The organism is Paenibacillus arenosi (genome assembly GCF_014841135.1).
GTDB classification, from domain to species: Bacteria; Bacillota; Bacilli; order Paenibacillales; family Paenibacillaceae; genus Paenibacillus_B; species Paenibacillus_B arenosi.
The window spans coordinates 149,748-164,395 of the sequence record NZ_JACYTN010000005.1 but is presented as its reverse complement, the minus strand read 5'-3'; the positions used below and the strand labels follow the sequence as shown (position 1 = coordinate 164,395).

At 42.3% G+C, this 14,648-nt stretch carries 18 protein-coding genes and 1 other RNA gene; 8 read left to right on the top strand and 11 right to left on the bottom strand.

Features of this window, described 5'->3' with window-relative positions:
* Window positions 1–48 precede the first annotated feature (48 nt).
* Together gltC and IFO66_RS10245 are read right to left on the bottom strand one after the other, a co-directional pair.
* Window positions 49–942, bottom strand: a complete 894-nt coding sequence (gene gltC, locus IFO66_RS10250; RefSeq protein ID WP_028596285.1) for a glutamate biosynthesis transcriptional regulator GltC — start codon at window positions 940–942, stop codon at window positions 49–51.
* 32 nt (window positions 943–974) lie between these two features.
* Complete coding sequence (locus IFO66_RS10245; protein WP_337912833.1) at window positions 975–1,574, bottom strand: rhomboid family intramembrane serine protease; 600 nt, start codon at window positions 1,572–1,574, stop codon at window positions 975–977.
* 145 nt (window positions 1,575–1,719) lie between these two features.
* Here IFO66_RS10245 and tpx point away from each other — a divergent pair, with 145 nt between their 5' ends.
* On the top strand, window positions 1,720–2,238 hold the full coding sequence (gene tpx / locus IFO66_RS10240) for a thiol peroxidase (RefSeq protein ID WP_192025043.1): 519 nt from the start codon (window positions 1,720–1,722) through the stop codon (window positions 2,236–2,238).
* 74 nt (window positions 2,239–2,312) lie between these two features.
* Here the strand turns inward: tpx and IFO66_RS10235 are convergent, their stop codons facing one another.
* From IFO66_RS10235 to IFO66_RS10225, 3 genes are all read right to left on the bottom strand, one after another.
* The gene (locus tag IFO66_RS10235; RefSeq protein WP_028596288.1) at window positions 2,313–2,705 is read right to left on the bottom strand and encodes a DUF1499 domain-containing protein; all 393 of its coding nucleotides are present in this window, start codon (window positions 2,703–2,705) and stop codon (window positions 2,313–2,315) included.
* 196 nt (window positions 2,706–2,901) lie between these two features.
* Window positions 2,902–3,087, bottom strand: a non-coding RNA gene (gene ssrS / locus IFO66_RS10230) — 6S RNA.
* Window positions 3,088–3,191: 104 nt separating this feature from the next.
* The gene (locus tag IFO66_RS10225; RefSeq protein WP_192025042.1) at window positions 3,192–3,914 is read right to left on the bottom strand and encodes a YesL family protein; all 723 of its coding nucleotides are present in this window, start codon (window positions 3,912–3,914) and stop codon (window positions 3,192–3,194) included.
* 165 nt (window positions 3,915–4,079) lie between these two features.
* Here IFO66_RS10225 and IFO66_RS10220 point away from each other — a divergent pair, with 165 nt between their 5' ends.
* Window positions 4,080–4,202: a sporulation protein YjcZ gene (locus IFO66_RS10220; protein WP_084509391.1), complete on the top strand. Its 123-nt coding sequence runs from the start codon at window positions 4,080–4,082 to the stop codon at window positions 4,200–4,202.
* 117 nt (window positions 4,203–4,319) lie between these two features.
* On the opposite strand, the gene IFO66_RS10215 is transcribed toward IFO66_RS10220, so the two are convergent.
* Complete coding sequence (locus IFO66_RS10215; RefSeq protein ID WP_192025041.1) at window positions 4,320–4,910, bottom strand: C40 family peptidase; 591 nt, start codon at window positions 4,908–4,910, stop codon at window positions 4,320–4,322.
* Between the two features lie 208 nt (window positions 4,911–5,118).
* Window positions 5,119–6,786, bottom strand: a complete 1,668-nt coding sequence (gene cshA, locus IFO66_RS10210) for a degradosome RNA helicase CshA (protein ID WP_192025040.1) — start codon at window positions 6,784–6,786, stop codon at window positions 5,119–5,121.
* A 260-nt stretch (window positions 6,787–7,046) separates the two neighbouring features.
* Between cshA and IFO66_RS10205 the strand changes: the two genes are divergently transcribed.
* Window positions 7,047–7,874: a YitT family protein gene (locus tag IFO66_RS10205; protein ID WP_225445650.1), complete on the top strand. Its 828-nt coding sequence runs from the start codon at window positions 7,047–7,049 to the stop codon at window positions 7,872–7,874.
* A gap of 298 nt (window positions 7,875–8,172) precedes the next feature.
* Window positions 8,173–8,787: a class I SAM-dependent methyltransferase gene (locus tag IFO66_RS10200; RefSeq protein WP_192025039.1), complete on the top strand. Its 615-nt coding sequence runs from the start codon at window positions 8,173–8,175 to the stop codon at window positions 8,785–8,787.
* 76 nt (window positions 8,788–8,863) lie between these two features.
* On the opposite strand, the gene pfkA is transcribed toward IFO66_RS10200, so the two are convergent.
* From pfkA to IFO66_RS10185, 3 genes are all read right to left on the bottom strand, one after another.
* Complete coding sequence (pfkA, locus tag IFO66_RS10195; RefSeq protein WP_192025095.1) at window positions 8,864–9,835, bottom strand: 6-phosphofructokinase; 972 nt, start codon at window positions 9,833–9,835, stop codon at window positions 8,864–8,866.
* Window positions 9,836–9,859: 24 nt separating this feature from the next.
* Window positions 9,860–10,885, bottom strand: coding sequence for a tetraprenyl-beta-curcumene synthase family protein (locus IFO66_RS10190; RefSeq protein WP_192025094.1), 1,026 nt, complete (start codon window positions 10,883–10,885; stop codon window positions 9,860–9,862).
* A gap of 153 nt (window positions 10,886–11,038) precedes the next feature.
* Window positions 11,039–11,482, bottom strand: coding sequence for a hypothetical protein (locus IFO66_RS10185; RefSeq protein WP_337912830.1), 444 nt, complete (start codon window positions 11,480–11,482; stop codon window positions 11,039–11,041).
* 99 nt (window positions 11,483–11,581) lie between these two features.
* On the opposite strand from IFO66_RS10185, the gene IFO66_RS10180 reads away from it, so the two are divergent.
* A complete protein-coding gene (locus IFO66_RS10180) occupies window positions 11,582–12,766 on the top strand; it encodes an MFS transporter (RefSeq protein WP_192025038.1) in 1,185 nt (394 codons plus the stop codon).
* Between the two features lie 99 nt (window positions 12,767–12,865).
* Entirely contained in the window at window positions 12,866–13,516 is a 651-nt protein-coding gene (locus IFO66_RS10175) for a nitroreductase family protein (RefSeq protein ID WP_192025037.1), read from the top strand.
* Between the two features lie 112 nt (window positions 13,517–13,628).
* Here IFO66_RS10175 and IFO66_RS10170 read toward each other — a convergent pair whose 3' ends face one another.
* A complete protein-coding gene (locus IFO66_RS10170; protein ID WP_144988169.1) occupies window positions 13,629–13,826 on the bottom strand; it encodes a cold shock domain-containing protein in 198 nt (65 codons plus the stop codon).
* A 246-nt stretch (window positions 13,827–14,072) separates the two neighbouring features.
* Between IFO66_RS10170 and IFO66_RS10165 the strand changes: the two genes are divergently transcribed.
* Both IFO66_RS10165 and IFO66_RS10160 read left to right on the top strand, forming a co-directional pair.
* The gene (locus tag IFO66_RS10165) at window positions 14,073–14,306 is read left to right on the top strand and encodes a hypothetical protein (RefSeq protein ID WP_028596298.1); all 234 of its coding nucleotides are present in this window, start codon (window positions 14,073–14,075) and stop codon (window positions 14,304–14,306) included.
* Window positions 14,307–14,340: 34 nt separating this feature from the next.
* Window positions 14,341–14,526 (top strand): hypothetical protein, encoded by a 186-nt coding sequence (locus IFO66_RS10160; RefSeq protein WP_192025036.1) that lies wholly within the window; start codon window positions 14,341–14,343, stop codon window positions 14,524–14,526.
* The last annotated feature ends 122 nt before the right edge of the window (window positions 14,527–14,648 follow it).

The following is a 14,648-nucleotide window of genomic DNA, read 5'->3' as shown; positions in this document are numbered from 1 at the left end:
CGTACGCATAAGCGCACGGGGCTTCTTAGACTGTATTTCTATGATTATTTAAGACTGCACATTAAAGTATTCAAGCAAAAAACGATGGAACGTCTGCGCAACCAACGGCAGCTTCTCATCCTTACGCCGAATAAGTCCAATTGTTCTTGTCACTTGTGGTTTATTAACCTTCACACAGACCGGTTGCAGCTCTGACGTATGTCGCAAAGCCATATCAGGCAATAAGCTAACACCCATCCCTGCCGCCACAAGCCCACGAATCGTATCTGTTTCCTCCCCTTCAAACCCGATTTTTGGCGTGAATCCCGCTTCAATGCATGCATCCCACACAATAGGACGAAGCGAATAACCAGGGCTAAAGAGAACGAATGTATCATCCTTCAATTGAGCCAAATCAATCTCTTCCTCATTTGCAAGCGCATGATTTGGTGGTAGAATAGCTGACAACCTCTCTGTAAGAATGACTTCTCCCGTTACATGCTCTGACACTTCAGGAAACGGTGAGATAAAAGCCAAGTCAACTTCAGCCCGAACCAAATCACGGATCAACGAAGGATACATCCCTTGTTTAAAACGAAACTTCACATTTGGATGCGTTTTGCGGAAAGCAGCTACAACTGAAGGGATTAAATGCACACCTAAGCTGTGTGGGAATCCAATTCGAATCTCCCCCAATTCAGGATTAATAAATTCCTGAACTTCCTGTACAGATCGATCCAGTTCCTTTAAAATTGCTTCTGCACGTTTCATAAATAACTGCCCAACAGGAGTTAAATGAAGATTTCTTCCTTTCTGCAAAAAAAGCTTAACTCCAAGCTCTTCCTCTAGCTGGTGAATCTGCCTGCTCACCGCAGACTGAGCCACATGTAGCTCCTCTGCTGCTTGTGTGACATGTTCTTTTTGCGCTACCTTGACAAAGTAGTGCAACTGCCTAAGTTCCACAGTCCATCAACGCTCCGTTCTTCACATTTATCCTATCGTATACGCCGCAGCAGCCAAAACAGAACGAAGCCCGCAGCCAAACCACCAAAATGAGCATATTGATTAATATTATCAATAAGGAAAGTTTGCAGTATGCCAATAACTAAGATGACGCCAAGCGTCTTACGCGTAGCGAAATCCATAGCTTGTTTGTAGAACAAGCCAACAAATAAATAAGCTCCAAACAAACCATAAATCGCACCTGAAGCCCCCACGGACAACGTGCCCCACTCAGTGCCCCAATTACTAACGACATTGCCAACAAATCCACTCGCAATATACAGCACCGCATAAGGAAGATGCCCCATCACACGCTCCAACGGAGGAGCGAACACAAACAGTGTAAACATGTTGAACAAAAGATGTTCAAAGTTTGCATGGAGAAACATCGAAGCAAACATGCGCCACGTCTCGTTTACAAACAAATCTACCTTAAGCATCGCCCCGAAACGAAGCATCGTTTCTAGATCATCCGTACCACCGTTCACGATGACCAAAATATACATAATAATATTCGCCGCAAGCAGCAAACTCGTCACTTTATAATACTTTACATAACTCCGCCAATCTTCATTTCGTTCAAAAATCATCATTACCCTTCCTTCCCTTACCCACCTTCACCTTTCTCAACCGAAGCTCGTTTTCATTCCATACGAAGATTGGACACACCCTATCCTTTACGCTTATAATGAAATGGATTTACTATCCCGTTTCACCAATTTGAAGGAGGATCTACATATGACTACAGAACGCACAGGCGTTGCAACTCTAAAAGGAAATCCAATCACACTTATCGGACCAGAGCTCAAAGTAGGAGACCAAGCTCCTGACTTCAACCTTAACCGTTCATTGGTTGAATTCGCAAGCCTTAAGGACTTCGAAGGTAAAGTAAAGCTTATCAGCGTCGTTCCATCCATTGACACAGGCGTATGCGACACACAAACTCGCCGCTTCAATGAAGCAGCAGCTGAGCTAGGCGACAACGTCGTTGTACTTACAATAAGTGCTGATTTGCCATTTGCACAAGCTCGCTGGTGTGGAGCTGCTGGTGTAGATAAAGTAGTTATGTTATCCGACTATAAAGAACTTAGCTTCGGTAAAGCATATGGCGTTCTTATCAAAGAATTCCACCTAGATATGCGTTCCATTTTCGTTCTCGATGCATCCAATACGATTCAATATGTTGAATACTTGGCAGAAATGAGCGAGCATCCAGACTACGAGAAAGCATTAGAAGCGGTTCGCGGTATACTCTAAACCGCATTTCTGAGCTGCTATGCGCAAAAAGCGAGGGAAGAATATACATCTATTCTTCTCTCGCTTTGTTCTATTTAGCCTCTTATTACATAAGAAGACAATTTCTTATCAAACACATCGAATAATTCCATTACAACCCGATAGTTCGACCCTAAGTCCCCCATGCCACCCCGAGAAGCAGAATACACATCAACAGCAGTCTTGGATGGACCTACAGATATGAGGGAGACAGTAATATCCATAGCTCGTCCAGTCATTGTACGTTTCTCTAATGTAATTTCCCCTACTGAAGGCACCTCATGCAGCACTTTGTAGCCTTGCATTTTTTTTAAGGTAGAAGTAACCTCTGCCCATGTTTTCTCTTTAGAAAGTTGATAATAGTGCGTCTTTAACTTGGGATCTTTTGCTCGGTCACTGCTCGATTCGAAGCTTCGAAACAGACCAGCAAGTGTGCGCTTGAATGACAACAGCGTGTTCCTCCTTTACTCTACTACCCTTTGCTTATATGCTCATCTCTAGTTTAGCATTGTTGTTCGCTAACTGGAAAGGCTAAATGTCGAAAAGTCTTGGAGTATTCACGGAATACACCATAAATAAGTGATCAATGGAACAAAAAAAGCCTTCAAGCGGATATCCATCCATCTTGAAGGCATCTTTATTTCGGTTATACCCGCATATGCCGTTCGGCTTTAATGTTTCTGAACCTGCTCTGGCAGGTGGGTGTCCTCACAGACGAATTTGACTACTTACGCAATAGGAAAGCCTGTCAGCAACGTCTAGATATCGAACTCCCGTGAAACAAACATTGGTTCAAAACAACGAAAACCGTGACGTACATTGCAGGATATAAACTCATTATAGTGAATCCATCTGACAAAAGCAATTCATTCTCGGCAGAAGTAAACATTTAACACAATCTTTATAGATACAACCTAACGCCCTTCCATTCGACACTAACTTTCCGCTGCTTCTCGTGCCTCAACTGCTTGCTGAAGCTTCTGATAAGTAAGATAAAAGTTAAAGAACGATAAGTATGCAATCAACGAACCTGCTGCAAATATAATAATTACTGGGTATTTCAATCCAATAAACAAGATGGCAACGCTCACAATTCCAGATACAACCACACGAATCGGACGGAAAATCGTCATAAATATACTATTTTTAATTACTTGCAGCGTAGTCGCATGGTAATGAGCGATAATCGAGAAAAAGTTGAACAGCGATGCAAGCAATACAACCAACATAGCCAACACCACTATTCCAAGCACCTGCATCGACTGCATCTCTGTCATATATATCGTATAACCAGCATACATGATGACAGATAATATAGTATAAAAAATACCTCCAAGCATCGCTTGTTTGTAGTTGGCCTTGAATGAACTAAAAAATGTCTTGATCAGTTTCGCATCTACATCCCCCATCACCCATTTGCGAGTAACCGAGAACATAGCCGCTGTCGCTGGAAACAGCGTAAATGGAGCTAGTATCCCCATTAACCATTTCATCTGCAACACTTCATTCATAAAATTACTGTTGGCCATAACGAGCATCATGACAAAACAAAAGAAAAAAGGAGCCGAACACAATAACCATAAAATGTTCGTCACCGAGATTCGCATAATCCATTCACAAATGCGATACAACCCACCCATAATCCCTCTAGTTTCCAACCACAATTCCTCCTCCATGCTGCCTCTATAATGTAACTATAATACAAAGCCTAACCTTAGACCAGTGCCTAATTTCTCTCGAGTGGGTGAATATCCATGCCAAGTGCGATAGCCTGCATAGTATATACAGTGATTCAAAACAAGAGTCTTGGAGGAGGTAATACAATGGGTCAACTCGGATACGGCGGATATGGTTGCGGTGGCGGTTATGGTTTCGGTACTGGAATTGGTTGCATCTTGGTACTTTTCATCCTACTCGTAATCATCTCCCGCGCTATCTGCTTCTAAGGAGCAAGCGCCCTTCCAACAAGCAAGGAGAGGAATTCCCTCTCCTATGCTTGACTGGTTGATACATGCGCTTAATCCCGTTCGAGCATAATCTATTGGCGCAGTACATCGTTCAATTTATGACACACGTGTATTCCACAGAGTTTGAGCATAGGGCAAACGGCGATCTGCTGCGAGCAATCTCAGGTCGCCCTTGTACTCTAACTTCAATCTCGAACATTTCCGAAAATCATCTGGTGCAATCCATTCCGCGGCTTGTTCAAACAATTCAACCCCTGCATATGTAAATAGTTCTGCAACGAACTGCGAGCAAAAATAAGCTTGATTCCGTTCAATTCGTACTTTAAGCGCAATCCCAAACAACCCCAACAAGTTATACTTATAGCTGTCCTTACGCTTATTTATATATTGTATTCGTCGGCGTATCATTGAGTACTGCTCTTCACTCACCTCACAACTATACAGTGCCCCCAGTGTAGGACGAAAAGGCGATCTAATAAGATCGCCTTCAAGGTTTTCTTTCACAAACCCTCCTGCTAGAGGATGCATGTCTCTTGTGCGACCAAAGCTATATATTTCGTTAAGATCTTCATCCAATACAATAGAGCAATGATTCAAGGGCTTATCTGTATACCATTTAATACACTGAGACAGCCACGAACCTGTATCGGACAGCAATACATATACTTTTTTATTTTTATTGTTCATTGTTTATTGTTCCACCCATCATTCAATTATGTCGTTATTTACATTTTAGTTACGAAGATGAATTTCCACTATGAACTAGAGACGTATATCATCCCCCGACTTAGGTTGAGGTATATGCTAGTCTTTATATTATTTTTACAGAAAAAGGGACTTCCCCTAAGCAGCTATTAACTGCTTAGTTGGAAGTCCCTTATTATAATTCCTATTCTTATTCGCTATCTGTTGAGCGATTACGGTTACCTTCGTACGGACGACGCGGACGACGATCTTGACGCTCACCGCCACGATCATTGTACTCACGACGTTGACCGCCGTTACCACCATTGCCGCCATTGCTGCTGCCACGGTATTCGCTGCGCTCACCGCCACGAGAATCACGGTTACCACGGTATCCACCGCCGCCGCCTTCACGACGACGATCTCCACCACCAGTGCCACCTTCACGACGACGATCTCCACCGCCACCTTCGCGGTTGCCATAAGAACGGCCACGACCGCCATATGGTGCGGATAATTTACGACCGCTTGTGCGCACATCTGGTTTGCGACGCTTCGCACGGATCGGATCTTCTGGAGTAAGTTGGATATTAACATCTTTCTTCTCACCAGTCAGAAGCTTGAACGCTGCAGACAGAAGGTGAACAGAATCCGTTTGATCCAACAATTGAATTGCAATCGCTTTGTACTCTTGTAGATCGCCAGCTTGCAATACATCAAGCAGACGCTCTGCAACAACACGTTGCTTCCCTTCGATCGCTTCAGCCAAGCTTGGTACTGGCTTACGTGCAATACGATGGCGTGTTACACGCTCAATAAAGTGCAAGTGATCAATCTCACGCGGAGTTACGAATGACCAAGCGCTTCCTTCTTTACCAGCACGTCCTGTACGTCCGATACGGTGTACATAAGACTCTGGATCTTGCGGAAGGTCAAAGTTAATTACATGTGTTACGCCAGAAACATCTAGTCCACGTGCAGCAACGTCTGTTGCTACAAGGACATCAATGCTGCCGTCACGGAATTTACGCATTACGTTATCGCGTTGGTTCTGGGACAAGTCACCATGTAGACCATCAGCAGTATAGCCACGCTTCTGCAATGCTTCTGCCAACTCATCTACACGACGCTTTGTACGTCCGAATACGATTGCAAGGTCAGGAGATTCCATATCCAACAAGCGGCTAAGCGCATCGAACTTCGAGCGTTCAGGAATTTCCATATAGCATTGCTCAATAAGCGGAGCACTAACTTGCTTCGGCATTACGGATACATGCTCTGGGTTCTTCAAGAACGTGTTTGCCAACTTTTGAATGTTAGGTGGCATTGTTGCGGAGAACAACATCGTTTGACGCTCATCAGGAACTTGGCTAAGAATGCTAGTGATGTCCTCCATGAAGCCCATGTCCAGCATTTCATCTGCTTCATCCAATACAACTGTAGTCACATCAGAGAGACGAATTGTCTTACGATTAATATGGTCAAGCAAACGACCTGGTGTACCGATAATAATATGTGGGCGTTTTTTCATTGCGCGAATCTGACGACCGATATCTTGGCCACCGTAAATCGGCAAAGAACGAACTCCTTTGAAACGGGAAAGCTTTCCAATCTCTTCTGCTACTTGAATAGCTAGCTCACGTGTTGGTGTCATAACAAGTGCAACTACACGCTCATCTTCAACGTCGATCTTAGAAATTAGCGGGATACCGAAAGCGGCCGTCTTACCCGTACCTGTTTGAGCTTGTCCAATCATGTCGCTCCCGGTCATCGCTACAGGAATCGCTTTTTCTTGAATTGGTGTTGATTCTTCAAATCCTAACTCTGTAATTGCTTGAAGAACCTTAGGATCTAAACCAAATTCTGCAAATGTCTTCAAAATATTCATGCTCCTTCGTTGTGGACAATCCACAGCCTTATCTGTATTCTTAAGTAGCGTGACTAGGTGACGAATGGCACATCAGGCCGACCGTCTCATCATATACAATGCGGTGAGGCTTACGCCCTCCAGCCGCGTATGGGTCTGAGGTTAAATCAATCTTTATGCGTACTCAAGAATATCCTATACATTATAGCATAAAGCTAACGATGAATACCAGTAATGTAGTCACGATTTATTATTTATGAGGTGAGCTCGTCTTGAAACGCATCATGGATTGCATCGTCATCATATTAGGTGCCGCATGCATAGCAGTCGGATTTAATCTATTCCTCATTCCCCATCAGCTGTTAAGCGGTGGTGTATCCGGTGTATCGATGATCACAAGCTACTTTACACAATGGAATGTCAGCGTACTTTACTTCGCACTTAACTTACCACTCATCGTTTGGGGTTGGTTCATAATCGGTCGCCGATTTATTGGTTACAGTTTGTTAAGTGTCGTTGCTACAACATGGTTCATTAGTATCATACCCGAAATTTCGATATCACCCGAGCCTTTGCTCTGTGCAGTATTTGGAGGCACATTTATAGGTATAGGGGCTGGAATTTCGTTACGCGTAGGAGGCTCTTCAGGGGGCTTTGACATTGTAGGATCTATTATTAATCGTTATCGAGATGTACCTATCGGCATGATATCTGCAGCGATGAACGCAATTGTTATTATGACACACGGCCTATTGACGAACGATTGGGAGCTTGTTCTTTACTCTATGGTATCGATTTATTCGACTGGTAAAGTTATCGACACGCTCTACATTAACCACTACAAAGTAACCGTATATATCATAACAAGCAAACAAGAGCAGCTGTTGGAAAAACTGCTGAACTTGCCTCACGGGATTACAGTTATCAAGACACGTGGCGCCTTTTCCAACATTGAACGCGACATGCTGATGACAGTTACTACCCGATATGAACTGATTGAGCTAAAACGAGCAATAAAGGAAACGGACCCTAAAGCTTTTGTAAACATCGTAGAAACAGTTGGCATTATGGGGAACTTCCGTCGACCTAAACCATTATAAAAATCAAAGGGACTCTTGTCATATGCTGGATGACAAAGCAGTCCCTTTTTCATTTTCACAAATCAATAACTCACAATAAAAAGGTTACATTTATACCAAAATTTTTAAAGTATATCAATTGATTAACGACATCTTGTTGATTATTATGATCTGACATGGTAATATCTACATCAGCTTACTTTATTCCCCGAAATACCGCTCTATAGGTTTCCACTCAGTTTTGCTATCTGTATTTTCATTCCAAAGTAGTATCAATCATTGATTTTCAACTTTCATTTACTTAAGGAGGAAGATAAACATGGATAACACAACAACAAAAGATTATCTTGATAGTGATCAAGAGGTTTGGGATCAAGAGTATAAGAGTAAGACATGGGACTATTTAGCTGATATAACCGAATTTTCAAGATATTCGATTGTGTATGGGTACATAAGAAGGTATATAGGTACAAACGGAATATTGGATATGGGCTGTGGTACGGGCATTTTGTACGATACACTGCTCGATAACGAAAAAAAAGGCTTTACAGGTGTTGATTTGTCCACAGAAGCCATTAAGATAGCATCACAAAAAGCTCCATCGAATACGTTTCAAGTAGGAAATATTATGGACTATACACCTCAGAAGCAATATGACATCATCGTGTTCAATGAATCCTTGCACTACGTAACGAACACGCCAAACGTCCTGTTAAACTATTCCAATCATCTAGCTTCAAATGGAGTCATCATTTCTTCCTTGTATTCTCATAAAAACACCAATGACCCAGCGTATACGATTATAGAGAATAAAATTGCTGAGATGGAGAATTCACCTGACTTCGACGTACTTGATAAGGTCAGCTTGTTCAACCATCAAGCAGGACTGAAATGGTATATTCATCTTATGAAAAGAAAAGATGCAAATAACTAATTTAATAGCAAACAAAATAAACCCGTCAGCCTATACTGACGGGTTGTTGTTTATATCTAAAATATAATGATTACCATTATTGAGATAGACGGCAAGACAAGTCATAAAGTTCTTGATTGAATTCTTTCTTCGAGTTAACAACAAGATCGATATCCGTCGCTACACACTCACCATTAATAATGCCACAGCCTTTACCGGAATCGCCTTCCATCAGTCTACGCACAGCGAAATCACCAAGACGGCTCGCAAGAATACGGTCATTTGCAGTCGGTGTACCACCACGTTGAATATGTCCAAGAACAGTTACACGTGGTTCAATAGAAGGACAGCGTTCTACGATGCCAGTAACGATATCGTCTCCTTTTCCTACCCCTTCAGCTACAAGGACAATACTGTGACGCTTACCATTTTCAAAGTTTTGTTTCATACGCTCTGCCACTTCATCCAAGTTGAATGGTACTTCTGGAAGTAAGATGGATTCCGCACCACTTGCAACACCCGCATACAAAGCGATGTCACCGCAATGACGACCCATTACTTCAACTACGGAAGAACGCTCGTGAGAGCTCATTGTATCGCGAAGCTTGTTAACAGCGTCAACAACGATGCTTACAGCTGTATCAAATCCAATCGTATAATCTGTAAACGCGATATCGTTGTCGATTGTTCCTGGAAGACCCATAGTCTTGATACCAAGCTTACTCAATTTGTTTGCCCCTTGGTAAGAACCGTCACCACCGATAACGATCAAGCCATCGATACCGAATTCACGCAAAATCTCTGCGCCTTTCTCTTGACCTTCAGCGGTTCTGAATTCTTGGCAGCGAGCAGATTGAAGAATCGTACCACCGCGCTGGATGATGTCACCTACGCTGCGGATATCCATTTTGCGCAAGTCTTTATTAAGCAATCCGTGGTAACCACGTTGAATTCCGTATACCTCTATTCCATGATAAATGGCAGTGCGAACAACAGCACGTACAGCCGCATTCATCCCTTGAGAATCTCCACCACTTGTTAACACAGCAATTCTTTTTACAGCAGACATCATTGTCTCCTCCTCTTATCCTCATTACATATGTTTACGAATCCAGCGGCTATTTATCCAGAAAAATAATCTCATAATTGGACTACCTTTCATTAACCTTTTGGAAACATCTAAAACTTCTCTCTGTTCTGCTACTTTAGGGTCTGACAAATACAATGCCAGCAATCCCTCGACAATCATTCGATGAAAACGATTGTCCGGCAGATGGCTAACTCGCTCACAAGATCGTTCTGCAAAATACCCAATACGTTGGAACATCATTTCGTCATTTTCGTAGTAATGGCAGAAATTCAAATCCCCACCGATTCGATCTTCTTCTTGATCAATAAAATAATCCAACAATATATGAAGACCGCATACATACGGAAAATAAGCAGCGCTAACATCTTGAGCTTCTTGCCGTGTACAATCCTTGGACGATGCTAATACAAACAATTGGAACATACCTAGTGTGGATCCTGTAGCTGCTGCAAATTCATTCCACGAAAGGTCAGCATATTGAGATTGATGCAACTTCCACCATTCCAGCAACGCTGTTTCACGCTTCGACCATTCAATATGCTTATAAATTTGCAATTCTGTGTACAGTTTTACAAGCGGTACCAACTCTGACCTAACTTGACTGTATCCAGGAAGCTTATCAATGCATGATCGGCAACGATTAACAAGTGATACTAAATAACCACCATCATCATTGTCTTCCCGCTCTGCATAATAATCCGTCAAAGCTCGTTCTGGCTGCACAGCGTCCAACATGGACTCATGCAACAGCCGGAAATCTTCCGGATCAAGGGAAGTACTACGATCACACAAATTATCCAAGTAGTCACTGATCGTTTGAAAAGCAACAATTAGAGGAATAAGTACATCTCGGTTATCAGGATACACGGCTGCATACACAGCGCCTCCTTGACAATGAAACTGTTTCGTCCGCAAGCTATCTAGTGCTTGTTTTCGTAACTCTTGACTCGGAATTTGCTCAGCTTGGCTTGTCCAATAAGTTAGCTCAGAACGCACCTCTGGCAATATGTATTTGTATACACGGTACATTAATTGCACAGACCCTTTTGGGGCTCCTGTTCTAAGCCTTTTACTATCCTTACTATCCAAAACAAGCCTCCGATCTCACCTTGAAAGAGTTTTTTTCTCATTTTAACCGATACTATTATATTACGAAGTGATTGAATGCACAAACAATATCAGCTACTGGTGTAATTTGGCATCTGCATCTTGCTGTGTCCGGTACCAAATATGAAGGTCATTGATCGCACTAGCAAGTTCAGCTATCTCACTATTTAGTCTGCATGACTCTTCAAAACAATCTTCCTCGTAAAGCGCTTGCTGCTTTACAATGATGACACGTTCGAGCTCAAAAATACGATCAGGTATACGGCCACGAAAGACTTCCCAGCTCATAAGCAGTGAATTTTGCTCATGAATGCTTAGTTGCTCCCATTCGCACAGCAGTACAGGCGTATGAATTTGTAAACGTTCATTCCAATCGAAGCGATATCGTTCCATACGCACGTCCTTCTCCGCACATCTTTTATCTAGATTCGACACTTGTCTACATTGCTCTATCTTCTCTATGGTAATGTACCACTTATCACAAGTACCTGTAAATGCACCATCATCGATTACTGACACTGCCTGTCGGCTTCTTCACAAGCATGATATACTAACTAAATTAGACAGAGAATGATTACCATATTGGATTATTAATAGTATGGAGGGAGCCTACACATCATGAATCCTGCTTCATCATCCTGGGAAATAAATAAGCTGCGTACGTATACGTTTGCTGTGTTTATGATTTCTGCCGTTATTATTTCATACTTACCTTTATATTTAAAATCACTTGGATATAACGCTGTGCAGATCGGATTGCTTTATTCGATAGGTCCACTCATATCCATTTGTTCTAACTTTATTTGGGGTGTAGCAAGCGATAAGTCTCAGACGATAAAAAAAATCATCCTCATCCTGCTTGCTGTTCAAACCATCATGATCGTCGTTCTAAGCTTTGCCTCGTCATATACGACGGTTATGATGCTTCTCGTTGTTTTCTATTTCTTCTACTATCCGGTCTTTCCACTGACGGATACGCTGACGATCGTAACTACGCAATCCCATAACCGCAGCTTCATTGGTGTTCGAGTATTTGGGTCAATTGGTTTTGCTTTCTCTGCGCTTGCCTTCGGTTACTTGCTAAAATCGCTTGGTGCTTCCTATACACTAGTTGTAATCGGAGCATTAAGTGTACTCTCCTTTATGCTGTTGTTAATTGTGTCAGATAAGAAAGCTTCCATAAAAAAAATGGAGTTCGGTGGTTTATGGGAAGTCATTAAGCAGCCAAATGTGTATTTGTTCCTTATTTGTGTGCTGCTTCTGGCGATTGGACATCGGCTCAATGAAGCATTCATCGGCCTGTCTCTTATTTCGCTTGGTGCCGATGAATCGATTGTTGGATGGGCTTGGATGATTTCTGCTGTTAGTGAAATTCCTGTCTTCTTCCTATTAAATGTTTATGGAGAACGTGTTAAGGAGTTGCCTTTGTTAGCGATCTCCTGTGTGATGTACATGCTGCGCTTCCTTATTGCAGGCTATGTTCAAGATCCTATCTGGCTAATTAGTACGCAAGTGATGCACAGTGTTACATTCGGCATATTTTATTTCGTGGCCATTCGATACTTAAGTAAAGTGATTCCTGAGCAGTTCCGCTCCACAGGCATGGCGGTCTATACGATTGTATGGTCAAGTATTTCTGGGCTTATTAGCGGTACCATGGGCGGTAAACTATTAGAAGAATACGGAAAAAATATCGTCTTCTTCTCTGCAGCTGGCTTCGCTATTGTTGCCGCCTTTGGATTTGCATTGCTTCATCTCTATGTGAAACGCAATGAAAAATCAACAACTGCATTGCATTTTTAACGGTTCACTTTATAATAGTAGTAGGTTTTAGTATTAGGTACTAATTTTATCACGAAGCATATTGGATAGGACCACTACCTTAACAGAGGGTGAACCAAATTGAACACATATGAGATTGTAAAAGATACGATTCATGGAAGACGCAGCGTTCGTAATTATGATGAGCGGCCTGTAACGACGGAGGATATTCAAGAGCTAATCGACTGTGCACGGTATGCACCTAGCGATACGAACTCGCAGACTTGGGAGTTTATTGCGATATTAAATGCAGATCTAATCCGTACCATTGAGGAATTAACTTGGGAGAAACTTCACGAAAGAGCTGCTCAAGCTGAAGTACAAGGACTTACAAGAGAAGCACGTATGTTGTTAAAATCATTTGGTCCATATGCCACTGCTTTCGCTGGAGCTCCTGCGCTATTAATATGTCTGGCGACTCCATATCAGTCTAAGTTTCGTGAAAAAATCTTCGACCCTATACAGCTTGCTCCAGAATCTGTGTGGCAAGAAGAAGGGATCAAGAGCAGTTGCTTAGCGGTACAAAATGTAATGCTCGCTGCTCACGCTAGAGGCTTAGCTACTTGCCCGATGACTGGCCCTGTATTACTAGCAGAAGAAGCGATTAAAGAGCTGCTTCATATCGAATCTGACCGGACGATTAATATGGTCCTTGCGCTGGGCTATGCCAAGGAACAGGTAAAGAAGCTTGTACGTAAAGAAGTTAGTGATATTTTACGCATCATCAATTAGAGTCACTGTTACCATAGTAGAACGAAAAAGGAGCCCGCTCATTCTATATAGAACGAGCGGGCTCCTTTCACAATGCTATGGCATTTTTATAAGGATTCCTAAAGGAATTCGATTATAATTTAATGACATTAGCAGCTTGTGGTCCACGATTTCCATCGGAAATCTCGAATTCCACTGCTTGGCCTTCTTCAAGTGTCTTGAATCCATCCGTTTCGATTGCGGAGTAGTGTACAAACACGTCGTCTCCACCGTCAACAGAAATGAATCCGTAGCCTTTTTCAGCGTTAAACCATTTTACGGTACCTTTCAAAGTAAAAACCTCCTCACATCTTCGCCTCAAAGGCGAATATTTACATTATAGTCGGCGATTTTTGAAAAAGCAACTTTTTTTCAGCTCTTTTGCAATTATCTCTTGCTAATCTGCCGGTTTTCATGTATGAGGATAAGCTTTATTTGCTTTGTTTCGACCCCTGCGTTAATATGAACGTAAAGGTTGTTATTGCTTGATACATCAAGGAATAACATAGATTTGAAACTAGATAGAGCGAGGTACAACATGGCTAAGAAACATCTGATTTACAAGAAAGACAAATGGAATATGCTTACGGTAGAAGTTCACGGACGCCAGCTCGTCCTTCGTGAAATATCTGATCAATGGGGAGAAGAGTGCCATACATTCCTTGGTCGTCCAGAGATGATGCAATGGGTTTCTCAACGCTTCCCTAAAGAACAATTCACTGGGAATGAAGAAGAATGGGACCAGCTAATGGCGGCTTTTAAAGAGGTATAGTACTACCCCATCCTTGTAAGAAGGTACGGTGATTATGGATTCTTCAATTACGCTTGCATTTATCATTACTGCATTCTCACTAGGTGCTGTTATCGTATGGAAAAAGGATACTGTACCACAGCAGTTGCGCAAGTTCATGGCGATTACCACACTTGCGCTAATTTTGTTCGCCTTTTTCCTAATCGTGTACAGTTTCGTTACAATTGGTTCAGCCTCATAAGAGGCTGTTCGTATACATATCGTTATTTATCTGGCCTGTTTTTCATCTATATGGGATAAACATCAAGCTGAAGCATTAATCTCCCTCCTTATCGGTCATACTAGTCCTGAGCCCGAGTCGTC